20 protein-coding genes and 1 pseudogene are annotated in these 25,629 nt (G+C 65.7%); 6 read left to right on the forward strand and 15 right to left on the reverse strand.

Annotated elements, in window-relative coordinates; genetic code table 11:
- Nucleotide 1 precedes the first annotated feature (1 nt).
- The 6 genes from QMG72_RS09885 to QMG72_RS09910 all read right to left on the reverse strand — a co-directional run bounded on the left by QMG72_RS09885 (nucleotide 2) and on the right by QMG72_RS09910 (nucleotide 6,534).
- Nucleotides 2–1,159: a Gfo/Idh/MocA family protein gene (locus tag QMG72_RS09885; protein ID WP_283480457.1), complete on the reverse strand. Its 1,158-nt coding sequence runs from the start codon at nucleotides 1,157–1,159 to the stop codon at nucleotides 2–4.
- Between the two features lie 196 nt (nucleotides 1,160–1,355).
- Nucleotides 1,356–2,195, reverse strand: a complete 840-nt coding sequence (locus tag QMG72_RS09890; RefSeq protein ID WP_282359583.1) for a carbohydrate ABC transporter permease — start codon at nucleotides 2,193–2,195, stop codon at nucleotides 1,356–1,358.
- Nucleotides 2,188–3,018, reverse strand: a complete 831-nt coding sequence (locus QMG72_RS09895) for a carbohydrate ABC transporter permease (RefSeq protein ID WP_396021281.1) — start codon at nucleotides 3,016–3,018, stop codon at nucleotides 2,188–2,190. The genes QMG72_RS09890 and QMG72_RS09895 overlap by 8 nt, the downstream gene beginning before the upstream one ends.
- Nucleotides 3,019–3,274: 256 nt before the next feature.
- The gene (locus QMG72_RS09900; RefSeq protein ID WP_283480367.1) at nucleotides 3,275–4,597 is read right to left on the reverse strand and encodes an ABC transporter substrate-binding protein; all 1,323 of its coding nucleotides are present in this window, start codon (nucleotides 4,595–4,597) and stop codon (nucleotides 3,275–3,277) included.
- 57 nt (nucleotides 4,598–4,654) lie between these two features.
- The gene (locus QMG72_RS09905; protein WP_283480369.1) at nucleotides 4,655–5,797 is read right to left on the reverse strand and encodes a Gfo/Idh/MocA family protein; all 1,143 of its coding nucleotides are present in this window, start codon (nucleotides 5,795–5,797) and stop codon (nucleotides 4,655–4,657) included.
- The gene (locus tag QMG72_RS09910; protein ID WP_283480371.1) at nucleotides 5,794–6,534 is read right to left on the reverse strand and encodes a sugar phosphate isomerase/epimerase family protein; all 741 of its coding nucleotides are present in this window, start codon (nucleotides 6,532–6,534) and stop codon (nucleotides 5,794–5,796) included. The genes QMG72_RS09905 and QMG72_RS09910 overlap by 4 nt, the downstream gene beginning before the upstream one ends.
- Before the next feature lie 211 nt (nucleotides 6,535–6,745).
- Here QMG72_RS09910 and QMG72_RS09915 point away from each other — a divergent pair, with 211 nt between their 5' ends.
- Together QMG72_RS09915 and QMG72_RS09920 are read left to right on the forward strand one after the other, a co-directional pair.
- Nucleotides 6,746–7,957: an ROK family transcriptional regulator gene (locus QMG72_RS09915; protein WP_226775025.1), complete on the forward strand. Its 1,212-nt coding sequence runs from the start codon at nucleotides 6,746–6,748 to the stop codon at nucleotides 7,955–7,957.
- 106 nt (nucleotides 7,958–8,063) lie between these two features.
- Nucleotides 8,064–9,257, forward strand: coding sequence for an MFS transporter (locus tag QMG72_RS09920; protein WP_226775026.1), 1,194 nt, complete (start codon nucleotides 8,064–8,066; stop codon nucleotides 9,255–9,257).
- A 211-nt stretch (nucleotides 9,258–9,468) separates the two neighbouring features.
- On the opposite strand, the gene aceB is transcribed toward QMG72_RS09920, so the two are convergent.
- Complete coding sequence (gene aceB / locus QMG72_RS09925) at nucleotides 9,469–11,130, reverse strand: malate synthase A (RefSeq protein WP_283480373.1); 1,662 nt, start codon at nucleotides 11,128–11,130, stop codon at nucleotides 9,469–9,471.
- Nucleotides 11,131–11,335: 205 nt separating this feature from the next.
- Nucleotides 11,336–12,652, reverse strand: a complete 1,317-nt coding sequence (gene aceA, locus QMG72_RS09930) for an isocitrate lyase (RefSeq protein ID WP_226775028.1) — start codon at nucleotides 12,650–12,652, stop codon at nucleotides 11,336–11,338.
- A gap of 168 nt (nucleotides 12,653–12,820) precedes the next feature.
- Here aceA and QMG72_RS09935 point away from each other — a divergent pair, with 168 nt between their 5' ends.
- Both QMG72_RS09935 and QMG72_RS09940 read left to right on the forward strand, forming a co-directional pair.
- Entirely contained in the window at nucleotides 12,821–14,305 is a 1,485-nt protein-coding gene (locus QMG72_RS09935; protein ID WP_226775029.1) for a helix-turn-helix transcriptional regulator, read from the forward strand.
- A gap of 105 nt (nucleotides 14,306–14,410) precedes the next feature.
- Nucleotides 14,411–16,135: a pyruvate dehydrogenase gene (locus QMG72_RS09940; protein ID WP_283480375.1), complete on the forward strand. Its 1,725-nt coding sequence runs from the start codon at nucleotides 14,411–14,413 to the stop codon at nucleotides 16,133–16,135.
- A gap of 17 nt (nucleotides 16,136–16,152) precedes the next feature.
- Here QMG72_RS09940 and QMG72_RS09945 read toward each other — a convergent pair whose 3' ends face one another.
- Nucleotides 16,153–17,016, reverse strand: coding sequence for a hydroxymethylpyrimidine/phosphomethylpyrimidine kinase (locus QMG72_RS09945; RefSeq protein WP_226773193.1), 864 nt, complete (start codon nucleotides 17,014–17,016; stop codon nucleotides 16,153–16,155).
- A 142-nt stretch (nucleotides 17,017–17,158) separates the two neighbouring features.
- On the opposite strand from QMG72_RS09945, the gene QMG72_RS09950 reads away from it, so the two are divergent.
- On the forward strand, nucleotides 17,159–18,550 hold the full coding sequence (locus QMG72_RS09950; RefSeq protein WP_226773194.1) for an MFS transporter: 1,392 nt from the start codon (nucleotides 17,159–17,161) through the stop codon (nucleotides 18,548–18,550).
- Between the two features lie 158 nt (nucleotides 18,551–18,708).
- On the opposite strand, the pseudogene QMG72_RS09955 reads toward QMG72_RS09950, so the two are convergent.
- Both QMG72_RS09955 and QMG72_RS09960 read right to left on the reverse strand, forming a co-directional pair.
- Nucleotides 18,709–19,629: pseudogene (locus QMG72_RS09955) on the reverse strand (TIGR01777 family oxidoreductase).
- Between the two features lie 33 nt (nucleotides 19,630–19,662).
- Nucleotides 19,663–20,319 (reverse strand): TetR/AcrR family transcriptional regulator, encoded by a 657-nt coding sequence (locus QMG72_RS09960; RefSeq protein ID WP_283480376.1) that lies wholly within the window; start codon nucleotides 20,317–20,319, stop codon nucleotides 19,663–19,665.
- 254 nt (nucleotides 20,320–20,573) lie between these two features.
- On the opposite strand from QMG72_RS09960, the gene QMG72_RS09965 reads away from it, so the two are divergent.
- Nucleotides 20,574–21,269 carry a queuosine precursor transporter gene (locus tag QMG72_RS09965; protein WP_282360502.1) on the forward strand — a complete coding sequence of 232 codons (696 nt, stop codon included), beginning with the start codon at nucleotides 20,574–20,576 and terminating at the stop codon, nucleotides 21,267–21,269.
- A 105-nt stretch (nucleotides 21,270–21,374) separates the two neighbouring features.
- On the opposite strand, the gene QMG72_RS09970 is transcribed toward QMG72_RS09965, so the two are convergent.
- From QMG72_RS09970 to QMG72_RS09985, 4 genes are all read right to left on the reverse strand, one after another.
- Nucleotides 21,375–22,319, reverse strand: coding sequence for a type IV toxin-antitoxin system AbiEi family antitoxin domain-containing protein (locus tag QMG72_RS09970; RefSeq protein WP_226773198.1), 945 nt, complete (start codon nucleotides 22,317–22,319; stop codon nucleotides 21,375–21,377).
- A 150-nt stretch (nucleotides 22,320–22,469) separates the two neighbouring features.
- On the reverse strand, nucleotides 22,470–23,768 hold the full coding sequence (gene tgt / locus QMG72_RS09975; protein ID WP_283480378.1) for a tRNA guanosine(34) transglycosylase Tgt: 1,299 nt from the start codon (nucleotides 23,766–23,768) through the stop codon (nucleotides 22,470–22,472).
- Nucleotides 23,769–23,801: 33 nt separating this feature from the next.
- Entirely contained in the window at nucleotides 23,802–24,527 is a 726-nt protein-coding gene (locus tag QMG72_RS09980; protein ID WP_283480379.1) for an SRPBCC family protein, read from the reverse strand.
- A gap of 49 nt (nucleotides 24,528–24,576) precedes the next feature.
- Nucleotides 24,577–25,614: a DUF6707 family protein gene (locus tag QMG72_RS09985; protein ID WP_283480380.1), complete on the reverse strand. Its 1,038-nt coding sequence runs from the start codon at nucleotides 25,612–25,614 to the stop codon at nucleotides 24,577–24,579.
- Nucleotides 25,615–25,629: the final 15 nt, after the last annotated feature.

The raw sequence follows: 25,629 nt of genomic DNA on the forward strand, positions 1-25,629 counted from the left end.
GTCAGGCTCCTTCGGGGGCGGGGTTCGATGCAGGGATGCCGGCGGTCGGCTCGCCGGCGAGTTGGATGATGGAGCTTTTGGCCGCCGCACTTTTCTCCACAGCGGCCAGAATACGCTGGACTATCAAGCCGTCCTCGAAGGACGGCGAGGGCTCGAAGCCAGCGCCGATCGCGACGAGGAAGTCCCGGATTTCGTGGGTGAAAGTGTGTTCCCAGCCAATCACGTGCCCCTGCGGCCACCAGGCGGCGGCATAGGGGTGAACCGGTTCGTTGACCAGGATGCGCCGGAAGCCTTGTTCCCGGACCGGCACCGTTGCGTCCAGGAAACCCAGTTCGTTCATCGACTCAAGGTCGAAGAGCAGGGAACCCTTGTCCCCGTAGATCTCCAGTTTGAGCGAGTTTTTCCGCCCGGTGGCGACCCGGGAGACTTCCACCGAGGCGACGGCTCCGGAGGCGAGCGAAAGCGTGGCCCAGGCGGCGTCGTCGACAGTGACTTCTTCGAGTCCGTTCCGGCCGGGGCGGTGCGAGGTGAAGGTGTGCAGCCGGCCGGAGACCTCGGTGACCTGGTCGCCAAGCAGGAAGAGCACCTGGTCGATGGCGTGCGAGGCGATGTCCCCCAGCGCCCCGGAGCCGGCGGTGTCCTTGTTCAGCCGCCACGTTATGGGCGACGCCGGGTCAACGAGCCAGTCCTGCAGATATGCCGCCCGGACGTGCCGGACGGCGCCCAGCCGGCCCTCACTGATCAGTTCCCGGGCCAGGGCCAGGGCCGGGACGCGCCGGTAGTTGAAGCCGATCATGGACTGGATACCCTGGCGCCGGGCCGACTTCGCCGCAGCGGTCATCGACTCGGCCTCGGCCAGGGTGTTGGCCAGTGGCTTCTCCACCAGCACATGCTTGCCGGCGGCCAGCGCGGCGACGGCGATCTCCGCGTGCATAAAGCCCGGGGCGCAGATGTCCACGACCTGGATGTCGTCGCGTTCGATCACCGAGCGCCAGTCGGTGGAGGACTCCGCCCAGCCGTACCTGGCGGCCGCTTCGGCTACCCCGGCCGCGTCCCGTCCGACCAGGACGCGTTGTTCGAAGGCCGGGACGTCGAAGTAGCTGGCCACGTTGCGCCAGGCGTTCGAGTGGGCCTTGCCCATAAACGCGTAGCCAATCATGGCCACGCCGAGCGGGGAACCGGCAGGGGACCCGGTTGCCCCGCCGGACGGGGTGAAGGTGCGGGTGCCGGGCTGCGCCGGCGGTGGCGTGGGCGCCGTCGTCATCTGATGCTCCTTGGAACTGGGGTGGCCGGGCCGCAACGGCGCATGCCGGGTCAGGGGGTGGGCCGGGTGGAATTCACTGCGCTTGCCGCGCCTACTTCACTGCCCCTGCCGACAGCCCGGAGACGAGGTGCTTCTGGACCAGGATGAAGCCGATGAGTACGGGCAGGCTGACCACCACGGACGCGGCCATCAACTGGTTCCAGAACACGTCGGATTCGCTGGCATAGGACTTGAGCCCCAGGGACAGCGTTTTGGTCGCCTCGTTGGTCAGGACCGAGGCGAACAGGACTTCCCCCCAGGCGGATATAAACGAGTACACCGCCACGGCGATGATGCCCGGCTTGGCCACGGGCAGGATGACCCGGAACAGGGCGCCCATCCGGCCGGTGCCGTCGATCATCGAGGCCTCTTCGAGTTCCTTGGGGATGGCGGCGAAATACCCGGTCAGCATCCAGATGGCGAACGGCAGGGTGAAGGTCATGTACGTGATAATCAGGCCCAGGTATGAGCCCTGGAGCTGCAACCCGGTGACGTTCCTGATCTGCGTGAAGATCAGGTACAGCGGCAGCAGGAACAGGATGCCGGGGAACATCTGGGTGGACAGCACCGTCAGGCTGAAGGCGCGCCGGCCGCGGAACTGCAGCCGCGCGACGGCGTACGCGGCCAGTACGGCGACGGTCACCGAGCAGACCGTGGCGGCCACCGTGATGATCAGGCTGTTCTGGAAATACTTGGCCAGCGGCACCGTGGTCCAGATATCGAAGTAGGGCGAAGCCGTGAGCTCGTCCGGGATCCACTGGAACAGCCCGGAGACGTCCTTGAGGGGCTTGAGCGAAGTGGACACAACGACGTAGAGCGGCACGGCCACCCAGAGGGACAAGATGGTCAGGACGATATTGCGCAGAATGCGGAAGTTGCGGGTCTCAATCATTGTCGGCCCCCTTGGGCAGCACCATGCGGATGTAGAAGAAGGACGCAATGAACAAAGCGATCAGGAGCAGTACGCTCATGGCGCCGCCCAGGCCGAAGTTCCAGCTGCCGAAAGAGTTCTGGTAGATCAGCGGCGAAACCAGGGTAGCTTCCTTCGGGGAGGCCGCGCCGAAGAGCACAAACGGGATGTTGAACTGGTTGAAGGTCCAGAGCGACATCACCAGCAGCAGCACGCCGTTCGCAGGGCGGACCATCGGCAGGGTAATGCTGCGGAATTGCTGCCAGAGCGAGGCCCCGTCAATCGAAGCGGCTTCATAGACGTCGGCGGGGACGGTCTGCAGGGCGGCCATCAGCATCAGGAACGCGAACGGCCACAGCTGCCAGACGTTCACCACGATCATGGCACCAAAGGAGTTTTGGCCCAGGAGCCAGAACGGACGCTCGTCCCCAAAAAGGTGCAGGGTGTCAACGAGGATCTGGTTCACGGCGCCGTCGCGCTGATTGAACATAAAGGCCCAGGCGATTGTGCCCACATAGGCAGGCAGGGCGTAGGGAACCAGGAAGAAGGTCCGCAGGATGGCGCGGCCCTTGAAATTGGAGGACAGGAACACCGCGCCGGCCATGCCCAGGACCCAGGAGAAGCCAACCACCGTCACGGTGTAGAGCAGGGTCCGGCCGACGGTGCTAAAGAACGCCTGGCCGATGGTGCTTTCGGGGTTCAGTCCGTTGACGAAGTTCTGCAGGCCGACGAACGGGGCGTTGAGCCAGTTGGTGAGGTTGAGCTGGGTGAGCGAGATAAAGGCAATCCACACCCCCAGAAGCATCGGGCCGATATGGATGAGCAACTCGAGCAGGGCCGCTGGCAGGACAAGGCCGTAGGGGAGGAAGGACTTTTTCTTCTTGCGGACCGGCAATGCGGTCCGTGCCGCCGGAGGATCAGGAACAGGGCCGGAGGCGAGCCCTGGCTGCGGGGCGTCGCCGCCGCCGGGTGCGGGATCGCCGCGGTCCAATGCTGAGTGGGTCATGGAAGCTCCTTGGCCGAAGGTGCGGGGGCGTGGCCCCCGCACCTGTCAGGCATTGTTACTGGGCCGCAACCATCTGGTTGTTGGCATCCTTGAGGGCGGACTGGACGTCTGCTTCCGTGACGGTCCCGGTGGCAGCCTTGGCAAAAAGGTTCTTGATCGCGGTGCCTGTCAGCGTTTCCATCTGGCCTTCCTTCGGGATCAGCGGCATGGGCAGGGCATGGTTGGCCAGTGCGTCGTTCTTGAGCTTGACCTCGTCGGTTTGGAATGCGGCATCCGAGGAGACGCTGGAAACCACCGGCAGGGAACGGTAGGCCTTGTTCAGCGCGACCTGCTCGGTGTCGCTGGTGAGCCAGCCGGCCAGCTTGATTGCGTTTTCTTTGTTCTTGGAATTTTTGAACACGCTCAGGTTGATGCCGGCGACGTGGCTCTGGGTGCCTTCGGGTCCGCTGGCACCTGCCTTCATCATGGGGATGGGGGCAACGGCCCAGTCCGTGAAGCCGCGGGCCTCAAAGTTCTTAACCGGGCTCTGGTCGAAAACCATTGCTGCCTTGCCGTTGATCAGGTTGTCCACTTTCTGCGAGCCATCCGAGATTTCGGCGTCCGAGGGCGACATCACCTTGTCAGTTGCCATCAGGTCAACCCACTGCTTCACACCCTCGACCTGGGCGGCACTGTCAAACGTCGGTTTGCCGTCCTTGTCGAAGAGGGCGCCGCCGTTCTGCAGCCCGCGCACGAAGGCCTGGTGGGAGTTGGCGGAGACCGAGGCTCCGGCAGCCGTAAAGCCCCACTGGTCCGGCTTTCCGTCGCCGTTGGTGTCCTTGGTCAGCTTCTTGGCGTCTGCGACGAACTCATCCCATGTGACCGGCGGCGCCTCGATGCCGGCCTCCTTAAACATTTTCGGGTTGTAGTACATGTTGTACGCGAGCCCGTACAGCGGGACCGAGGTCGGGGCCTTGCCATCAGCGCCGCCGGTGGACCAGCTGGTCTGCAGGAAACGGTCCTTGCCGCCGACAGCTTCGAGCAAGGCACCCTCCACCGGCTCAAACGCGCCGGTTTCCTGCAGGGTGACTGCCCAGGTGTTGCCGATGTTCAGGACGTCGGGGCCGTCGCCGCTGGTGACGGCGGTCAGGATGCGGTTGTACAAGTCGCTCCAGCCGATGACCTCGAGCTTGACCTTCACTCCGGTCTTCTCGGTGAAACGGTCCAGGCTGGGCTTGAGCTTGGCCGCGGTGTCCTCGAGGCTGTTGCCCTGGTTGGAGGCCCAGTAGGTGATGGTGTCACTGTTGGTTGCCTGGCTGCTGCCGCCGCAGGCGGTCATGCCGAATGCCAGCGATGCCGTGGCGGCCAGGGCCGACAGGACTTTAATGGGGTTCTTCATGGTTGCTCCGGGTTTCTCGTCGTCGAGCTGGGGCTGGTGTATAGGGTCGGGCTGGGACTACTGGGCAGCGAGTATCGCCGCGGTCGGATCCCAGTCTTCGGGTAGGGCAGGGACCTTGGCGGCGGAGCTCTCGACATCCACGAAGGCGCGGGTGTCGATCGAGTCGGAGATGGCGGCCATGGTGTCGAGGATGTGGAATGCCAGCTCACCCTGGGCCCGGTGCGGCCGGCCCGCGCGGATGGCGCGGGCCATTTCCAGCACCCCTGCGCCGCGGCCGGCGGTGGAGCCGATGGACGGGACGGTGGTCCAGTCGTCGGAGCCAAGCGCGCAGATCCGGATGTCGCCGTCGAAGTTGTTCGGGTCCGGCAGGGCGATGGTGGCGTCGGAGCCGGTAATTTCCACAAAGCCCGCGCGCTTGAACGGTGAATCGAAGCTGAAAATGCTCTGGCCGGACTCGCCGCCTTCGAACTCCAGGATGGCGCTGACGTGCGTGGGGACGGTGACGGCGAATTCCTCGCCGGCCTTCGGTCCGGAACCGATGACCCGGGTTTCGCGGGACTTGGAGCCGAACGCCGCCACCCGTCGGACACTGCCGAAGGTCTGGACCAGGGTGGTGAGGTAGTACGGGCCAATGTCGAACAGGGGACCGGCGCCGTCCTGGAAGAGGAATGCGGGGTTCGGGTGCCAGGACTCCGGGCCGGGCGACTGCATCAGGGTCAGGGCCGTCAGCGGTGTGCCGATGTCGCCGCGATCGATCATCCGGCGCGCGGTCTGCAGCCCCGCGCCGAGGAAGGTGTCCGGGGCGCAGCCGAGCCGAAGGCCGGCGGCGTCGGCCGCCTTGAGCAGTCCGCGGCCGCTTTCGCGGTCCAGCGAGAAGGGCTTCTCGCTCCAGACGTGTTTGCCGGCGTTGACGGCCTGGGTGGCCACCTCGACGTGGGCTGCCGGGATGGTCAGGTTGATGACGATCTCGACGTCGGGGTTGCCCAGTACGGCGTCGACTCCGCCGTGGTTCTCAATCCCGTACTCCGCTGCGCGGGCGGCGGCAGCCTCCTCGAAGAGGTCCCCGATCGCGACGACCCTGACGTCCGGGAAGCTCGTGAGGTTATCCAGGTATTGCTTGCTGATGACCCCGGCGCCGATAATGCCGACGCCGACAGGTCCCGATCCAAGCGGGCCGGACGCTGCTGCTGAGTGGCTCATGCGGAGACCTTCCCGGCGCTGAGGTAGTTGTAGCTGTCCCGTACCGCGTCGAACATGTCGCCCTGGAAATCGTCCAGTTCGATCACACCGGCTTCGAGGGATCCTGCCGCCGCGAGTACGTCCCAGACCGGCATCTTGCCGTCACCCACGGCGAGTTGGCTGGCGGGGTCGGCGGTGACGGGTCCGTCCTTGATGTGGATGAACTTCACCCGCTCGCCCAGACGGGCGAGGAGGGCGGCCGGATCCTGGCCGCCGACGGCAGCCCAGTACGTGTCGAGCTCGAGGACGACCTCCGGGTCCAGATGGTCGGCGAGGTGCTCCAGGGCGGTCTTGCCGTCGATCACCGACTCAACTTCCCACCAGTGGTTGTGGTAGCCGACGCGGACGCCATAGCCAGCACCTTTGGCGGCGGCGGCGTTGAGCTGGGATGCGGTTTCCTTGATGTCCTCGATGGTGTTCCAGCGCTCGATCGGAACGTGCGGATCGATGACGGTGCCGATGCCCAGCTGCCGGGCCGCCGCGAAGATGGCGTCCTGATCATCACTGAGCAGGGGCGCGTGGCCGGAAGGGGCGGTGAGGTTGTTCTCGGCCATGGCCTGCTTGAGTTCAGCGGCTTTGGCGACGAAACGATAGGGCTCAACCATGGTGAAGCCGATGTCGGCCAGGCGCTGGATGGTTCCAGCGAGATCCTCTTCAAGGGCCTTGCGGACCGTGTAGAGCTGGATCGAGTATGACACTGTCTCTCCTCGTCGTTGGGGTGTGAGCTGCAGCTGTTTTTACTGGACCGCCCGACGCACCTTCGTGGGGCGTCCGGTTCAGTCAGGCAAGTGAGCCGCCTCACACCCCAAGCTAGAACGACTTATGCTGACCGTCAAGCAAAAGTTGCAAACTTAGTGCCAGTCTTTCTTCAAGGTGACATGCATAAGAACTTCGTGCTATCACTTACTCATGAGTACGACCACCGGCGCCGAACCCGCCGCGCCCGAGGCCGCCGGCAGCCTTTCCCGAGCCGGTGACCTGTTTCAGTTGTTGCGCGACGGCAAGGCCCGCACCCGCGCCGAACTGGCGCTCACCACCGGCCTGGCCCGCTCCACTGTCGCATCCCGCATCGACGCGCTGATGCATTCCGGACTGGTGGGGCCCGCCGGCGAGGCCAGCTCCAGTGGCGGCAGGCCGCCGTCGCGCTTTGCCTTCAACCCGGCCGCCCGCGTTGTGCTGGCGGTCGACGTCGGAGCCACGCATATGATCATCGCCGTTACGGACCTGGGTGGCACCGTACTGGCGGAGCGTCGGCTGACCCAGGATGTCGCCGACGGCCCGGATGTTGTGCTGGACCGTCTCGTCGCCGAAGGGACCAAGCTGCTGGGCCAGGCCGGCCGCGGCAGGGACGACCTCGCAGGCGTCGGCATCGGACTGCCCGGCCCCGTGGAGCACGGCACCGGAATGCCGGTGAAGCCGCCCATTATGCCCGGCTGGGACGGGTTCGACGTCGTCCGGCACGTCCGGCGCTCGCTGCCGGTCCCCGTGCTGGTGGATAACGACGTTAACATCATGGCGTTAGGGGAGCGGACCGGCTACTGGCCGGAACACGAGAACTTCCTCTTTATCAAGGTGGCCACCGGCATTGGCGCCGGCATCATCAGCAGCGGCCAACTCCAGCGCGGCGCCGACGGCACGGCCGGAGACCTCGGCCACGTCCGGGTGCCCCGCGGCGACGAGGTGCTCTGCCGCTGCGGCAACTACGGTTGCCTTGAGGCGCTCGCCTCCGGCCCCGCCATCGCGCACGGCCTGGCGCTCCAAGGCCTGCAGGCGGAAAACGGCGGCGACGTGCTGCGGCTTGTGGCCGGCGGAAACCTGCAGGCGATCCAGGCGCTGCGCCAAGCCGGCCGGGACCTCGGCGACGTCCTGGCCACCGTGGTGAACCTGCTTAATCCTTCCGTCATCGTGATCGGCGGAAGCCTGGGCCAGGCCGGCGAACACCTGATGGCGGGGGTCCGGGAGGTGGTCTACCGGCGTTCGCTGCCGCTGGCCACCACCCACCTGCGGATCGGCCTGTCCATGGCCGGGGACCAGGCCGCCATCCTGGGCGCCAGCCAGATGGTCACGCAGTACGTCCTCTCGCCGGCAGCGATCGAGGCGACCCTGCAGGCGGCAGGCTAACACTCGGGTTCGGGGACCTGTCATAAACGCCTGCCCGGCCGTGGCCCGTGATAGCAATGGGATTGATGAAAGCATATTTCCGCCCGCCGGCCGGGCTGCGGCAGCCATGAGCGCCAACGTCCTCGCCAAGGTGCCGCGCAGCTGGATCCTGCTGGCCGCAATCGGGCTCATCGCCCTGAACATGCGCGGCCCGTTCGTGGCCGTGGCGCCGGTGGTCGGCCTGATGCAGCAGGAACTCGGCTTCTCTCCGGTGGAACTGGGCCTCCTGACGGGCATCCCGGTGCTGTGCTTCGCCCTCGCCTCCCCGCTCGCCTCGCTGACCGGGCGCAAACTCGGCGCCGAAGCCGCCATCAGTCTCACCCTCCTGGGGGTGCTGCTGGGCATCATTGTCCGTTCCGCCGGCAGCGGCGCCACGGTTATGCTGGGCACCGCGATCCTCGGGATCGCCATCACGATCGGCAACATCGCCGTGCCGCTGATCATCCGGCGGGACTTTGCACCTGCCCGGCAGGCCACCGCGATGGGCATCTACACCGCGGCCCTTAACATTGGCTCCTTTGTCACCGCCATGGTGATGGCGCCGCTGGCCGGGATGCTTGGGTGGCGGCTGGCCCTTGGCGCCTGCGGGCTCTTCGCCGTCGCGGCCGTGCTGGCCTGGCTGTTCGCTTTCGGCAACCGGGCATTCCGCCCTGAACCCGTCCCAATGCCGGACGCGGGACGCGCCGGGATCAAGCGCGCGTCGCGCTGGATTACGGTCGGACTGACCGTGGGATTCGCCGGGCAGGCGTTCTCTTACTATGGTGTGACCGCGTGGCTGCCCAGTATCCTCGCCGACGAGCTGGGCATGACGGCCGATGGGGCCGGCGCCGGGTCCTCACTGTTCCAGATTCTCGCCATCGTCGGCGGTCTGGGGGTTCCGCTGGCGGCCCGTTTCGCCAGTACGACGGCGGTCGGACTCACTTTGGGATTGTTGTGGCTGACCGTCCCGGCGGGCCTGCTGCTCTCGCCCGGGCTGTGGTGGTTGTGGTCCTCGTTCGGGGGCATCGCCCAGGGCGGCGGCATCACCCTGGTTTTTATTGCCATCATCCGGCTGGCCCGGGATCAGGCCTCGGCCGGCCGGATGTCCGCCGTGGTGCAGGGGGTCGGCTATTCCTTTGGCGCGCTGGCGCCGACCCTCCTGGGCTATGTAAACGGCGTCTCGGGGTCCTGGACCGGGCCACTGCTGATGGTGCTCGGCTCCGTGGCGATGTTCATCCTGGGCACCGCTTTTTCGCTCCGTCACGTCCCGAAAGCACACTGAACCGGGCGCACCGCTTCCGCGGAGGGACAGCCAGGGCCCATATTCCCTGGGGAACATGGGCCCTGGCTGTTACTTCCCGACGCCGTCGTCGAGTTGCTGCGGGGGTCTTCCGTCGCTGGGCCGCCGCCCCGGATCTCGGGGGTGCCTGTTGCGAAGGGCGTGGCAGCCCAGCAGACGGAAATCTTTACCTTCCGGGGGTCCGGTCCGGACCTCAGGCGGGGGCGAGTGCGGGGTCCTCGACCGGGAGCTCACCGTCGCGCGCTTCATGCAGGAACCGGTCGTAGGCCGGCAGGGTCAGGAATGCCGGGAACGACGGGGTGAGCGTGACTTCCTCGAAGATGTCCCGGGCGTCGGCAAAGCGGTCGCCCTCGAAGCGTTCCAGCTTGGTGAACTCCTCCTCCAGCATGTCCTCCACCCATTCGCGGGAGATGACCTCGCCCTGGTCCGTGATGGCACGGGAGAAGATCCACTGCCACAGCTGCGAGCGGGAAATCTCCGCGGTGGCGGCGTCCTCCATCAGGTTGTGGATGGCGACGGCGCCGTTGCCGCGAAGCCAGGACTCGATGTAGCGGATGCCAACTTCGATGTTGTTCCGGATGCCCTGCTCGGTGATGGTGCCGGTGGTGGCGGCGATGTCGAGCAGTGCGCGGTCGTCCGGGGTGACGTCCTCGCGGAGCCGGTCCAGCTGGTTCGGGCGTTCGCCCAGGACGCCGTCGAACACTTCACGGCAGACCGGAACCAGGTCCGGGTGCGCCACCCAGGAGCCGTCGAAGCCGTCGCCGGCCTCGCGGGTCTTGTCGGCACGGACCTTCTCGATGGCGATCGCGTTGGCCTCGGCGTCCTTGCGGTTGGGGACAGCCGCCGCCATTCCGCCGATCGCCATGGCACCGCGTTTGTGGCAGGCCCGGACCAGCTGTTCGGTATAGGCACGCATAAACGGCTGCGTCATGGTCACCTGGCTGCGGTCCGGCAGGACAAAACGCGGGCCGCGGGTGCGGAAGTTCTTGATCAGGGAGAAGATGTAGTCCCAGCGGCCGGCGTTCAGACCCGCGGCGTGGTCCTTGAGCTCGTAGAGGATTTCCTCCATTTCGAACGCGGCGGTGATGGTTTCGATCAGCACGGTGGCGCGGATGGTGCCCTGCGGGATGCCGAGCAGGTCCTGGGCGAGGATAAAGATGTCGTTCCACAGGCGGGCTTCGAGGTGGTTCTCGATCTTCGGCAGGTAGAAGTACGGACCCTTGCCCTGCGAGATCAGGCGGCGGGCGTTGTGGTAAAAGTACAGGCCGAAGTCCACGATGCCGCCGGCGATCGGGGTGCCGTCAATGAGCATGTGCTTTTCCGGCAGGTGCCAGCCGCGGGGACGGACCACGATCGTCGGCAGGTCCGCGGCGGGGTGGAGTTTGTATTCCTTGCCCTCGGTTGAGGTGAAGTCGATCCGGCGCTCCAAGGCGTCGATGAGGTTGAGCTGGCCCTGGATGACGTTGCGCCACGACGGGGTGGAGGAGTCCTCCATGTCCGCGAGCCACACCTTCGCACCGGAGTTCAGCGCGTTGATGGTCATCTTTTTGTCCACCGGGCCGGTGATCTCGACTCGACGGTCCGTCAGGCCGGGGGCGGGCGGGGCGACGCGCCAGGTCGGATCGTTGCGCACGGACTCGGTCTCGCTCAGGAACCGCGGGTCCTGGCCCTTGCCGATCTGCTGGCGGCGGTCACGGCGGGCCTGCAGCAGCTCCAGCCGACGTTCCGCAGTGGCCTTGTGCAGCTTGCCAACAAAGGCCAGCGCGTCCGGCGTCAGGACCTCGCTCTGCCGGCAGATGGGCTGGGCCGTCAACGTGATTCCGTTGATGGTGAAGTTGTCAGTGAAACTGTTCATTTCAATCTCTCCCTAGAGAAGAAGCAAGTTCGAGGGCGGCTGGCGACGTGCGTACCAGGCCGAAGGTGCCGGTGTTGCGGCAGCCTGCGTAAAAGGGGCCCCATTGCCGCCCCGCGATGTGGAAACGAAGCAGCGGCGGCAATGGGGAATAGCAGGCAGAGCAATGCCGGACCGAAGGCCGGACGGAGGCACCGCCGTCGGGTGTCTAGTGGAACTGGCCTTCTTCGGTGGATCCCACCAGGGCCAAGGTGGATGCGTTCGGGTTGAGCGCGGTTGCGATGTCGTCGAAGTAGCCGGTGCCAACTTCGCGCTGGTGTTTGGTCGCGGTGTAGCCGCGGGATTCGGAGGCGAATTCCTTCTCCTGCAGCTCGACGTAGGCGCTCATGCCTTCCCGGGCGTAGCCGTGGGCGAGATCAAACATCGAGTAGTTCAGGGCGTGGAAGCCGGCCAGAGTGATGAACTGGAAGGTGAAGCCCATGGCGCCGAGTTCGCGCTGGAACTTGGCGATCGTGGCGTCGTCGAGGTGCTTCTTCCAGTTGAACGACGGCGAGCAGTTGTAGGAGAGCATCTGGTCCGGGAAGTCTGCCTTGACGGATTCGGCGAACTTACGTGCCAGCTCCAGGTCCGGGGTGCCCGTTTCCATCCAGATGAGGTCGGAATACGGGGCGTAGGCCTTGGCGCGGGCGATGCAGGGTTCGATCCCGTTGCGGACCTTGTAGAAGCCTTCCGCGGTGCGCTCGCCGGTGACAAATTCCTTGTCCCGGTCGTCGACGTCGGAAGTGATCAGGGTGGCTGCCTCGGCGTCGGTGCGGGCGATGATGACGGAAGGGGTGCCCGCGACGTCGGCTGCCAGGCGGGCGGCGTTCAGTGTGCGGACGTGCTGCTGGCTGGGGATCAGGACCTTGCCGCCGAGGTGGCCGCACTTCTTCTCCGAAGCGAGCTGGTCTTCCCAGTGCACTCCCGAGGCGCCGGCCTGGATCATGGACTTCATCAGTTCGTAGGCGTTCAGCGGCCCGCCGAAGCCTGCCTCGGCGTCGGCGATGATCGGGACCATCCAGTCCTCAACGGTCTGGATGCCTTCGGAGAACTCGATCTGGTCGGCGCGGAGCAGGGCATTGTTAATACGCCGGACCACAGTGGGCACCGAGTTGGCCGGGTAGAGGGACTGGTCCGGGTAGGTGTGGCCGGAGTTGTTGGCGTCGGCCGCAACCTGCCAGCCGGAAAGGTAGATGGCACGCAGGCCGGCCTTGACTTGCTGCACTGCCTGGTTGCCGGTCAGTGCACCCAAGGCGTTGGTGTACTTGCCTTCCTTGTGCTCGGCGGTGAGCTGCTTCCACAGCTTCTCCGAGCCGCGGCGTGCCAGTGTGTGTTCCTCGGAGACACGGCCGCGCAGCCGGACGACGTCGGAGGCCTTGTAGTCCCGGGTGACACCTTCCCAGCGCGGGTTGGCGGCCCACTCGAGCTCCAGGGCCGCGGCTTGCTCAGCGGGCGTCTGCTGGGTGGGCTCAAATGCTGCAGTCATCTTTGTCTCCTTGGTGGGTCCGGGACCGGGTGCGCTGCTTCTTCGCAGAGCCCCGGGCTGATCCGGAGCGGTGTAACTTTTCCGTAAGATCCACTTTTCTGCACTTCCACGCATCTTTCTAGACCAAAACCATGGAAAGAAATGAACTTCTTCGCGTATTCTTAAGAAATGCACCCCGCCAGTTGGAACCGTCCCGCATCCGCAGCGACCGCCCCCGCCGTCCCTGAAGTCGACGTCATCAGCATGGGCCGCCGGGTCCGGCACCTCCGCAAGGCCGCCGGACTCACTCTTGATGACCTGAGCGCCACGGTGGGAACGGCCCCCAGCCAGCTGAGCCTGATCGAGAACGGAAAGCGCGAACCCAAGCTCGGTCTGCTCCAGCAGCTGGCGGGGGCCCTTGGTGTCAGCATCGACGAGTTGCTCGGTGCGGAACCGCCCAACCGTCGCGCGGCCCTGGAGATTGAGCTGGAGCGCTACCAGCGCAGCCCCATCTATGAGTCGCTGAAGCTGCCGACGATCCGGATCAGCTCCCGGCTGCCCATGGATGTGCTGGAGTCCATGGTGGGGCTCCAACACGAGCTGGAACGGCGGCTCAACGAGCAGGTGGCGACGCCGGAGGAGGCCCGCCGCGCGAACGGGAAGCTGCGCGCCATGATGCGCGAGCGGAACAATTATTTCCCGGAGTACGAGGCGGAAGCGCAAAAGGTCCTCGCCTCCGTCGGCCACACCAGCGGCCCGCTCTCCCACCACGTCATCGCAGACATTGCCGGGCATCTCGGGTTCAGCCTGCACCACGTGGGCGACCTCCCGCACTCCACTCGTTCGGTGACCGACCTCAAGAACCGCCGGATCTACCTCACCCAGAACGCGCGCAGCGACCATGATCCGCGCTCGGTGCTGCTGCAGGCACTGGGCCACTATGTCCTGGGGCACCAGACCCCCACGAACTACGGCGACTTCCTGATGCAGCGGGTGGCCACCAACTACTTTGCTGCTGCGCTGCTGCTGCCGGAGCAGGCCACCGTGGAGTTCCTGCAAAAGGCCAAGCAGGCCAAGGAGATCTCGGTGGAGGACATTCGGGACGCCTTCGCCGTGTCGTATGAGACCGCGGCGCACCGCTTTACCAACCTCGCCACCGAGCACCTGGACCTGCGGACGCACTTCCAGAAGACGCACAAAAGCGGCATTATCTACAAGGCTTACGAGAACGACGGAGTGACGTTCCCGCAGGACCACACCGGCGCCATCGAGGGCCAGCCGTCCTGCAAGAACTGGACCTCCCGGGTGGTTTTCGATGTGCCGGACAAGTTCAGTGCCTACAACCAGTACACCGACACCCCGGCCGGGACCTACTGGTGCACGGCGCGCACGGAGCGCTCCGCGAACGGGGAGTTCTCGCTCTCCGTGGGTGTCCCGTATGCGCAGGTGAAGTGGTTCCGCGGCCGGGAAACCACCGAGCGGTCCACGTCGACCTGCCCGGATGAGAGTTGCTGCAAGCGTCCGCCGGCCGCGCTGACCTCGGAGTGGGCCGGCAATGCCTGGCCCTCCGCACGGGCCCACTCGCACCTGCTTGCAGCGATGCCGCCGGGCGCCTTCCCCGGCGTGGACGAGACCGAGGTCTACTCATTCCTGCAGGCGCACGCGGGGAACTAGCTGGGCACTGCCAGGACCGGCCGGGGCCCGTCTGGCGCGGCACGCGGCCGGGGCGACTATATTGGCCGTGTCAGCTAACGGATCCGACCGCGGGAGTGCCCAGCCATGGCCAAGGAACTTGCCAGCCAGCTCATCGAACAACTGCAAGCCGCCGGCGTGCAGCGTATCTACGGAATTGTCGGCGACAGCCTCAATCCGATTGTCGACGCCGTCCGCAAAACCGGCGGTGCCGCGAAGGGCGGGATCGACTGGATCCATGTCCGGCACGAAGAAGCAGCCGCGTTCGCGGCCTCGGCCGAAGCCCAGCTGACCGGCCGTCTGGCGGTCTGCGCCGGCTCCTGCGGGCCGGGAAACCTGCACCTGATCAACGGCCTCTATGACGCCAACCGTTCCGGCGCGCCGGTGCTGGCGATCGCCTCGCACATTCCCAGCAAACAAATCGGCAGCAGCTTCTTCCAGGAAACGCACCCGGACCGGCTCTTTAACGAGTGCTCGGTGTACTCCGAGCTGATCAGCACCGCCGGCCAGGCCCCGAGGGTGATGCACAGCGCCATCCAGCATGCCGTCGCGCTTCGGGGCGTCGCCGTCGTGACCCTGCCCGGCGACATCGCTGGACTGGACGCGACCGCAGAAACCCCGGCGCCGGCAGCTTTCCTGCCGGCCACGCTGGTCCCGGACCCCGCCAGCGTGCAGGAACTTGCCGACGCCATCAACGCCGCGGACAAGGTCGCCATCTTTGCCGGTGCAGGCGTCCAGGGCGCCCATGATCAGGTCATTGGACTCGCCGAACTCCTCAAGGCGCCGATCGGCCATTCGCTGCGCGGCAAAGATTTTATGCAGTACGACAATCCCTACGACATCGGTATGACGGGGCTGTTGGGCTATGGCGCGGCGGCCGAGGGGATTGAGGACGCGGACCTGCTGATCCTGCTGGGGACCGATTTCCCGTACGACCAGTTCCTGCCCGCGACCCGGACGGCCCAGGTGGACCGGGCCGGGCAAAACCTGGGCCGGCGCACCGACGTCGACGTCGCGGTCCATGGCGACGTGTTGCCCACGTTGACCGCGCTGATGCCGTTGCTGGCAGCAAAGAAGAGCCGCCGGTTCCTCGACGCGATGCTGAAGAAGCACGACCGGCTGATGAACAAAGCCGTCGGCGCCTACACCCGGAAAGTGGAGAAAACCGAGCCGATCCATCCCGAGTATGCCGCGTCGCTGCTGGACCAGCTCGCCGCCAAGGACGCGATTTTCACCGCGGACACGGGTATGTGCAACGTCTGGACCGCCCGCTACATCAACCCATTGGGTACCCGGCGGCTGATCGGCTCGTATTTGCACGGCTCCATGGCGAACGCGCTGCCGCAGGCGATCGGCGCCCAACTGGCCTACCCCGGGCGCCAAGTGGTCTCGGTCTCGGGCGACGGCGGCCTGTCGATGCTGTTGGGGGAGCTGATCACAGTGGCCGCGCACCGGCTCCCGGTCAATGTGGTGGTGTTCAATAATTCCACCCTGGGCATGGTCAAGCTGGAGATGCTGGTGGACGGGCTGCCGGACTTTGGCGTCGATGTGCCCGATGCCAACTATGCGGCCGTGGCCCGGGCCCTGGGCTTCCATGCCGTCCGCGTCACGGATCCGTCCCGGATTGAGGCCGCCTACCGGGAAGCCTTTGCCCATCCGGGACCCTCCCTGGTGGAACTCATCACCGACCCCAAAGCGCTCTCGCTGCCGCCGAAGATCAAAGGTGCCCAGATCCTCGGGTTCGCGACGGCGATGTCCAAAGTGGTGCTCAACCGGGGCGATTCCGGCGAACTCGGGCGCGGGAGGGGCTAGCGCGGGCGCGGGAGGGGCTAGCGCGGGCCGCCCTGCCACACGGCGTCGAACGGCGCACCGGAGGGAACGCGGTTCCGGATCCCCGCCGTGACAAATTCCTTCGCGGTCCGGGCTGCCTCCAGCGGCGCCGCGCCCTTGGCCAGCTCGGCCGTCACCGCGGCAGCCAGCGAGCAGCCGGCGCCGGAGACGGCCACCTCGCCGACCTTCGGGGCGGAGAGGACCTCGAGCGTTTCGCCGTCGTAGTAGACGTCGACGGCGTCCGGGCCGGCCAGGCGCACACCGCCTTTCGCCAGCACCGCCGCACCGCTGAGTTCATGGATGCGCACAGCCGCGGCCTTGAGGGATTCGACGTCGGTGATCTCCAGCCCGGAGAGTGACTCGGCCTCGAAGTGGTTCGGCGTAACGAAGGTGGCCAGCGGCAGGATCTGCGCCTTGAGCGCCTGGTCGGTGTCCAGTGCATGGCCCGGCTCCTGGCCCTTGCAGATCAGCACCGGGTCCAGCACCACGTGGCGGAACTGTCCCGCGGCCAGCGCCGAGGCCACCGTGGAAATCGTCGCCGGGCTGCCAAGCATGCCGATCTTCACCGTATCCAGCGCGGACGGCGCACCGGACGCGGCGCCGTACGCCGCCGTCGTTGCCTCCAGCTGGTCGGCGATGACCTGCTGGTCGATAGCGACAAAGCGGTGGTTCCAGTTGTCCTTCGGATCAAAGGACACGATGCAGGTCAGGTTGGCGATACCAAAGACGCCGAGTTCTTGGAAGGTCTTCAGGTCCGCCTGTGCGCCGGCGCCGCCGGTCGCCTCGGAGCCGGCGATGGTCAGGGCGACGGCGGGGTAGGGGCCCGCGTCGGAGGTCAGCTTGTCCACGGCGTAAGGAGTCATGGATCTATCCTGCCACCCCGGGAAATCCGGACGCATTGTGCGTATGACCAATATGAACACAACCCGAGTGGCCCGGATCACCGGGACTAGGGTGGCGGACGGTGTTGCTTTCTTGCGGCGCCGGATCCAGGAAGGTTCATCGATGAGCACCCAGCTGTCCGAAGCGGCGCAGACCAGAAAAGCCGTCAGCAATATTCTCAAAGGATCTGCCGGCAACCTCGTGGAGTGGTACGACCTCTACGTCTATACAGTGTTCGCGGCATATTTCCAGTCGCACTTCTTCAATCCCACCGACGACCTCCAGGCCGGCCTCGAAGCGATGGCCGTCTTCTCGACGTCGTTCCTGATGCGGCCGGTCGGCGCCTGGTTCTTCGGCCGCTACGCGGACCGCAAGGGACGCAAGGCCGCGCTGACCCTGAGTGTGACCATGATGTCCGCGGGGTCCTTTGCCATCGCCATCCTGCCCACGCAGCAGCAGATCGGCCTGTGGGCCTTGATCCTGCTGGTCCTCATCCGCGTGATCCAAGGCTTCTCGGTGGGCGGCGAGTACGGCACCAGCGCCACCTACATGTCCGAGGCTGCCACCACCAAGCGCCGCGGATTCTTCTCCAGCTTCCAGTACGTCACCCTGATCGGCGGCCAGATGCTGGCCCTGCTGGTTCTGGTCATCCTGCAGAACTCTATCCCCAAGGCCGATCTAGGCGAGTGGGGCTGGCGGATCCCCTTCGCGATTGGCGGCGTCGCCGCGCTTGTAGTCCTGTGGCTGCGCCGTTCGATGGAGGAAACCGTCTCGGCCGAACAGCTCGAGGCCGCCAAGGCCCCCGCCGTCGCCGGGCAGGCGCAGCCGGGCACCATGAGACTGTTGTTCACCAGCTACTGGAAGCCGCTGCTGATCTGCATCGGCATTACCCTCGGCGGCACGGTGGCGTTCTACACGTACACCAACTTCATCCTGAAGTTCATGAATGACACCTCCGGCATCGCCAAGACCGAGACCTCGGTGATCAACTTCTGGGCGCTGTTCATCTTTATGCTGCTCCAGCCCGTCTACGGCATCATCTCGGACAAGGTCGGGCGTAAGCCGCTGCTGCTCTGGTTCGGCATCACCGGTGTGGTGTTCACCTGGCCGCTGCTTTCCACCCTGGCCGGCACCAAGGATCCGTTCACCGCGTTCCTGCTGATGATGGGCGGCCTGCTTATTGTCGGCGGCTACACCTCGATCAACGCCCTGGTCAAGGCCGAGCTGTTCCCCGCGTCCATCCGCGCCCTCGGCGTCGGACTGGGCTACGCGATCGCGAACTCGCTCTTCGGCGGCACGGTCCCGCTGATCGGGGCCGCCCTGCAGAAGGTCGGCCAGGTGGACCTGTTCTTCACCTACGTCACAGTGGCCATCGCCATCTCGCTGCTGGTCTACATCTTCGCGCTCAAGAATAAGAAGTCCACGCACCTGGATCACGAGCAGGGCCACGCCTGGGAGTCCGCAGCGGACCGCGACGGCGAAGGCAAGGACCTCATCGACGCCACGCGCCGGTAGGGTGTGGACGACGGCGGACGCCGCGCGGACTCGGCGCGGACGACGGCGGACGACGGCGGACGCCGCGCGGACTCGGCGCGGACTCGGCGCGGACGACGGCGGGTTGCCGGCTGCGGGATTTCGGTTCCGGAAGCCGGCGGCCCGCCGTCGCCGTTAACTCAATCCGCGGCGCCAGGGGGCCGACGGGGTCCGCAGATCCGCTCCAGCGCCGGTTCCAGCGCAGGCTCCAGGAAGACGAACCCGGCGTCGAGCAGTTTCCGGGGTGCCACCCAACGGCTCTTGAGCACCAGTTCGGCCTCCGTTCTGATCAGCACGGCTCCGAGCTTGAGGAGCCATGCTGGAGTGGGCATGCCCCACGGCGCTCCGAGGGTGCGGCGGACCGCCCGCATCAGGTCGCGGTTGGTCACCACGTCCGGCGCCGCGATGTTAACCGGGCCGGCAAGGTCGGTGCGCCGGCTCAGGAAGCGCACTGCACGGTAGAGGTCCTCCACCTGGATCCAGCTGAATTTCTGCGTCCCTGGGCCCATGGCTCCGCCCAGGCCCAGCCGCGCGAGGGTCGCAAAGGGCCGCATCACCCCGCCGCCGGGCCCCAGCACGATGGCAATCCGCAGCGCCACCTTCCGGGTCTGCGGCGTCGGCGCCTGGTTGAGGGCCGCTTCCCAGGCGCGGGCGACGTCGACGGAGAACCCGGTGCCGAGCTCGCCGTCGTCCTCAGTTTGGGGCCGGTCCTCCGCGTGCCGGTAGATTGTTGCCGTGCTGGCGTTCAGCTAGGCGACGGGGGGAGTGCTGCAACGTGCAAGGGCGCGGCCCAATGCCGCGGTGGTAGACACCCGGGAGTTCAGGATTTGGGCCCTGTTCCGCCCGGTGTAGCGGCAGCTCACCGAACGGCCCGCGAGGTTCACGAGGAGTTCGGCGCCGTCGAGTGCGGCGGTGATAGCGCTGTCGTCACCCCAGCGAGCCGTATCAGCGGGGGACCGGCCGATGGTCCGGACGTCCCAGCCGTCCTGCCCGAACCGGCGGCGGAAATAGCGCCCGATGAATCCAGAGGCGCCGGCCACGACCACAATGCTTCTGCCCATAGTTCCCCCATAATTGTGAGTTGATGCCCGGTGTTAGCCCCGGACCGTGCGGCCTAAGTCCATGGCGTCGTCCAGGATCCTGCCGACGCCTGGAATTCTCGTGAGCGAGAGCCCGCGGGCGATCAGGGGGGCGGCGCCGTCAACAAGTTTCCGGGTCCGGCGTTGCCCCTCCGAGGTGTCGTACACCCAGAAGAGGGTGACCCCCATGTACCCCAGCCAGAGCAGCCCGGGCAGTTCCGCCCGGAGCCTCCGGGGCGGCCCCGGGCGTGCTCCGTCTACGGCGGCGCGGAAAATGGCCAGCGACGCTTCCCGGGCGCTGCCGGATTCTGCGTTGAACGGGTTGACGGGCGACGCCGGGCGGATGGCGGTGGCGATGAAATCGGCGCCGAAGCGGTGGTACGGCGCCATAACGTCCAGGCCCGCGTGCATTGTCGCCTTCAGCCTGGCGCTGAGGTCGTTAAACCCGACGACGGCCTCCGCGGCCCTGTCCGCGTGCTGGCCTTGGACCTGGAGATAGAGCTCGTGGACCAGGTCATCCTTTGACGCGAAGTAGTAATAGGCGTTGCCGACGGACACTCCGGCCTCGGCCGCAATGGCGCGCATGGTGGCTTTTTCGAAGCCGATGTCACGAAACATCCGCAATGCGACGTCCGCCACCCGATGCCGGGTCTGATCGCTCTTGGCTGCCATGGTCGTCCTCATTTCTGAACGTGTTCAAAAAGTGTGGCACAGGTTTTGAGCGTGTTCAAATTTGTGAGTGCGTGGCTGTGCGGAGGTATCCATAGCCGGGGCTGGGCCGCGGCGGGCGGCCGGCCCGGCCAAGGTGCGAGAATGGAAGCGGTTCCCGGCGCGCTGCACCGGAGCCTCCAGTGCTAATACAGCCGGCCACCCCGGGCCCAGAACCGTTCCGGACCGCCGAGCGAACCACTACGAATGGATTACCCATGACTGCCGCCAAGACCTTCCCTGCTGCCGCCCCGCCAAAGTTTGCCACCATTGGATCGCCGTATTTCGGCATCATGCTGGCTGTTATGGCAGTGGTGCTGATCCTTTCCAACATCGGCGCATCCAAGGGTGTGGCGATCGGGCCCATCATCACCGACGGCGGGTTCTTCCTCTTCCCGCTCGCGTACATTTTGGGCGACGTCATCAGCGAGGTCTACGGCTTCAAGGTGGCACGCAAGGCCATCGTGACCAGCTTCGCGCTATCGGTGTTCGCGTCCCTGTGCTACTGGATCATCATCGCCCTCCCCGGCTTCGGGGACGAGTATGGCCTTGCCAAGCAGTCCGCACTGGAGAGCGCCCTGGGGCCGGTCCCGCAGATCGTATTCGCCTCGCTCCTGGCCTTCTTCGCGGGCCAAACGATCAACTCCTGGATCCTCGTGAAGATGAAGGCCCGGACCGGGGAAAAGTCACTCTGGGCTCGGCTGATGGGATCCTCCGGGGTGGGCGAGTTTGTGGACACGCTGATCTTCTGCAGCATCGCAGCCTCCGTGATCGGGATCAGCGACGGCGCGATGTTCGTGAACTACGTTCTGGTGGGTTTCCTCTACAAGACCCTCGTGGAGTTTGCGTTTGTGCCGCTGACTTCACTCGCCATCGGCTGGGTGAAGAAGCGCGAGCCAAGCTACGGGGCGTAAGCGCTCACTCCACTTCCGCCGAAGTCGCCGGAAACGTGCCAAGTCGCCGCAACGTTCCGGCGATTTCGCGGGCATCCGGCGAACTCGGGGCGGCGGGCTCTTGGCTCAGGACGAGTGGTGCCGGCCCGTCAACGCCCGGAGCACACGGTTCTTGAATTCCTGTTCGCGGAAGAGGTCTTTCCACTCGACACGGAGAAAAAGCCATCCTTCCTCCGTCAGGGCCTTCTCGCGTCGCCGTTCCTCGAAAAGCACTTCCTCGGTGGGCCGAAAGTCAAAGTATTTGACCTTGCCGTCGAACTCCATGGCCACCTTTTCCTTCTTCCAGGCGAAGTCCAGTCGATGCCGTCCGATCCGGCTCGTGACTTCAACCTGCGGTTCGGGCATCGAGATGCCCAGCCGGAGGAACAGCTCCCGGGTCAGCGTTTCGCCGGGGGATTCCGAGCGAACGTCCGCCGTGTCGAGTACTCGGCGGAAGGTGCGGATGCCGCGGCGGCCCTCCAGTGAATCAGCCATCTCCTGCAGCAGAGACCTGTCCGCACCAAGACGCAGCGCATGATCCATAACGATGAGCGCCTGCCGATAGCTCAGCAGCATGGCGCAATCCGCGGCTGTCCGCTCCAGCGAGGTTGTTCGCAGACCGCCCACTTGTGTCAGCTCAGTGTCGGAGAAGGGTCGTGTGTGGCACCGAACATCCTTGCCGTGGCGCTCGGCCGACGGGCGCACCCGCTGCAGGACATGGATTAGCTCGTCCACGTTCCAGAGATAGAGGCGGTGCAGACGAGCTGCGGAAGTGTGGCTATAGGCGAAGGCTCCGGTTGATGTGGTGAGTGTTCCGTGTGCATGTGCATAGATCAACTGCCGGCTGCGGACCGGTGCCGGCAGAGCGTTCCACACGCTGCCACGGGCATAGCAGCCGTACCGCAGGCGAACGAGCGAACCCGAGTCCAGCAACGACTTGATGGACCGGGAGCCGTAGCCCAGGTCGATTAGCTGGTCAGTGCGCCAAAGGTTTCCACGCGGCGGAAGCGTGAGCGGCTTCTGTTGAGGCATGACGCCAGTTTCGGGCGCCGCGGGGAGTTCCCGGGAGGCCCCGCCGTCGCTATGTGGAAACACGACGTCGCCGGAAGCCTGCGAGTTCGCCGCGGCCTTCCGGCGACATGGCACGCTTTCGGCGACTTCGGCGACAGGGCCGCCCAGCGGCTAGGAGTAGTAACGGCCCAGGGTCTCGGCCTTGAAGTCGAAGAAGGTGCCTGCCTCGATGGCAAGCCGGGCGTCATCGACCATCTTCACCACAAAGCGCTCGTTGTGGATTGAGATCAAGGTGGCTGAAACCATTTCCTTGGCCTTGAACAGGTGGTGGATGTAGGCGCGGGAATAGTTCAGGCAGGCGTAGCAGTCGCAGCCTTCCTGTAGCGGCCCGAAGTCGCGCTTGTACTTGGCGCCGGAGAGGTTGTAGCGCCCGGTGAGGTGATAGAAAGCCGAGTTCCGGGCCACCCGGGTGGGGGAGACACAGTCGAAGGTGTCCGCGCCATTCTCGATCGCTGTGAAGATGTCGTCGGGCTCGGAAATGCCCAGTAGGTGCCGCGGCTTGTTCTCCGGCAGTTCCTCGTTGCACCAGCGCACGATCGTGCCCAGGTTTTCCTTCTCGAGCGCCCCGCCGATGCCGAAGCCGTCGAAGTTCATGGCGCCGAGGTCGCGGCTGGCCTTGCGTCGAAGGTCCTCGTACTGGGCGCCCTGGAGGACGCCGAACAGTGCCTGATAGGGCTTGCCGGTCCGCTCCGATGTCAGCCGAAAATGCTCGGTGATGCAGCGCTCGGCCCAGCGGCGGGTGCGCTCCAGGGATTCCTCCTGGTAGCCGCGGGAATTCTGCAGGGTGGTCAGCTCATCGAAGGCGAACATAATGTCCGCGCCGAGCTGATGCTGGACGTTCATCGAAATTTCCGGGCTGAAGCGGTGCCGGTCGCCGTTGAGGTGGCTTTTGAACCACACACCTTCCTCGTCCACGTGGGCCAGCCGCTCCTTGCCCGGGGCGACAGCGTCATCCGGCCCCGACTGGTCCACTGACTTCATATCGATGACCTTTTTAAAGCCCGAGCCCAGGCTCATCACCTGGAACCCGCCGGAATCCGTGAAGGTGGGGCCGGGCCAGTTCATAAACGCGCCCAGCCCGCCGGCCTCGTCCAGGATGTCCGCCCCGGGCTGCAGGTACAGGTGGTAGGCATTGGCGAGGACGGCCTGGGCTCCGAGCCCGGCGATGGATTCCGGCAGCACCGCCTTGACCGTGGCCTTGGTGCCGACGGCGATAAACGCCGGGGTTTGGATCTCACCATGCGGTGTGCTGATGGTGCCGGTCCGGCCGAGGAACTCCCCGCCGTTGGCAGCGATCTGGGACGCCGACGGTGAACAGCTTTCACTAAGGCGTTTTCCCACCCGGAAGGAAAACTCGGACTGCCGCGCTGGCAGGGGCGATGACACTGGTGATTCAGGATTGGCTGGCACCGTTCAAGTGTGCCAGCTAACAGGCGCCAACCCTTAGTGCAGCGGATCGGATGTGGGGTAGTTCTCAGCCCGCCAGGTGTCCCAGTACGTGCGCACGGATCCGAGTTGGTGCGCCCCGAGGTCGTACGTGGAGACGATGACCAAAGACCCGCCGTTGGGCCGGACATCGGGGATGACCGGCTGGTCCGCCACGATGACCAGGCCCTCGCCGTGTTCTGCATAGTGGTGGACTGTGAGTCCCACCTGGTGGTTGCTCCGGAACCAGACCTTGCCGGCAACCTTCTCACCCGTGGCAAGGGCGAGCGAATACGGCTCGCCGGGCGGGGGAACCTCGGACAGGCCGAGCCTTTCGATGGCGGACCCCTCGGTGCCGGGAACCGAGAAGAAGAAGGTCCGTCGCCTGCCGTGCGGGTGCCGTTCAAGGGCGAACCGGAGCTGTTGGATGAAGGTCAGCCAGCCTTGGGTGATGTCCTCGTCCCAGGCGGCCCACTCGGAGTGATGGTCCACTGCGGCCCGGGTGACACTTAGCTCCGTGCCGGTCGGGACCGGTCTCAGGGTGAACACATCCCCGCCGTCGACCACGAGCGAGGTGTGGTCGGCGCCTTCAACGACTTTGGGACTGAAATAGATCTCATCGATCTCGGCCGCCTGGTCATCGGCTTCCCAGCCGTGCCACTGGGCAACCAGGGAGGGTTCGCGCAGCATTGTCCAAACCTGCTGCGCGTCGGAGTTAATGACAACGCTCAGATTGTTCGTCATGGGCTGAATCTACAACGCCCGGCCACCAGGGGGTAGGGGGCAAAACACCTCAGGAACGGACGGATTCGAGTTCGTTGCCGATCCGGCGTTCCAGCTCCGGGACGCCAATGGTTTCCGAGCCGCCGTGCGCGCGCAGGAACAGCAGCGCCTCGAGCCGCAGTTGCCGCCACTCGCGCTCCGCATCCGGATTCGAGTTGTCCATGGCGCGGAAGATCTCTTTGTCGTAAAGGTTCGGTTCATTCAGCGAGCGCTGGCGGACCTTGGCGTTGATCCGGGCCTTAAACGGGTCCGCCTCCATGGAATCGGGGGCGCGGAGGAACTTCTCGTAGACGGCTGCGCGTTCGGTCTCGCCGAGCTGGCGGCAAATGTAGCTGGACAGGGCCAGGGAAGCCTCCACCGAGGCCCAGCGGCCGCGGTTTCCGTCGAACGGCAGCACATTAAGCAGATCCGCAACGGCGAGCGCGTTGTCGGCGTCCTTGAGGACAATGAACAGTTCCTGGGCCAGGTCGCTGAGGTCTTTGAGGCAACTCCCCGACTTCGTGTTGATGCCCTTGGCGAGCCGTTCGCTCAGCAGCAGCACGCTCACCGAGCTTGGGTGCGCCTCTGCCACAGCTGCCACGACCGACTCGGGCGTTCCATGCGGGGCAGGGATCAGCGCGAGGTCCTCGTCGCTGGGGCCACTCACCAGCGGTGGAACGGGCGGCAGCGGAGGGACCACGACGCCGGGGACGGCTCCGCTGGCTGCCTCCCCGGGACCGCTTGTGCCGCCGGCGTCGGATTCCACGCCGCCGTCAGCCAGCGACGGTTCGACGAGCTGCAGGAGCGAGCCGGAATCCTCGGAGGCAGATTCTTCCGCTTCGGACGCGGACTCCAGAATCAGGACCGTGGAGGCTGCCGCAATCCGGAGACCGCCGCCTCCGGTGAGGGTCGCCAGGACCATGGCAGGCGTCCCGAAGTCGTCGTTTTCGATGTCCACACGCTGGATTTCGGCAGAGCGGGTGCCGTCGGGCAACAGCAGATGATCGCCGCTCTGCAACGAGCCAGCCTGCTGTTCAATGTAGTTCGGGGCGGCCGGTGGGTAAGTCATCTGGAGTCCTTAAAT

This window comes from Pseudarthrobacter sp. PH31-O2 (genome assembly GCF_030063265.1).
GTDB lineage: Bacteria > Actinomycetota > Actinomycetes > Actinomycetales > Micrococcaceae > Arthrobacter.